1 protein-coding gene is annotated in these 556 nt (G+C 66.4%); it reads right to left on the bottom strand.

Annotated elements, in window-relative coordinates; all coding sequences use genetic code 11:
* A partial coding sequence (locus C9414_RS20940; RefSeq protein ID WP_368731619.1) for a PEP/pyruvate-binding domain-containing protein occupies positions 1-556 on the bottom strand: 556 nt, incomplete at both ends.

Below are 556 nucleotides of genomic sequence, written 5' to 3'. Positions count from 1 at the left end.
CTTGCCGGCCTGCAGGGTGGGCTTGTAGACGTAGTACTCGTCCGGGTTGACCGCGCCCTGCACGACCATTTCGCCCAGGCCGAACGAAGAGGTGACGAACACCACGTCGCGGAAGCCGGACTCGGTGTCCAGGGTGAACAGCACGCCGGAGGAACCGACGCCCGAACGCACCATCAGCTGCACGCCGGCGGACAGGAACACGTCTTCATGCTTGAAGCCGTGGTGCACGCGGTAGGCGATGGCGCGGTCGTTGTACAGCGAGGCGAACACTTCCTTGACCTTGTGCACGACGTCGTCGGCACCGGTGACATTGAGGAAGGTTTCCTGCTGGCCGGCGAAGGAGGCATCGGGCAGATCCTCGGCGGTGGCCGACGAGCGCACGGCCACGGCTACGTCGCCACCGCCGTTGTCGGCGCTCAGTTTGGCGTAGGCGGTGCGGATGTCCTGGTCCAGCTGCGGCTGCAGCGGGGCATCGATCACCCAGGTGCGGATTTCCTTGCCGGCGGCGGTCAGCGCGGTGACGTCCTCGACGTCCAGCGTGGCCAGCTTGTCGAAG

This window comes from Bacillus sp. Nf3, assembly GCF_003028545.1.
GTDB lineage: Bacteria > Bacillota > Bacilli > Bacillales > Bacillaceae > Bacillus > Bacillus safensis.
The sequence above is the reverse complement of the archived record's forward strand: the minus strand, read 5'-3'. Positions and strand labels throughout refer to the sequence as shown.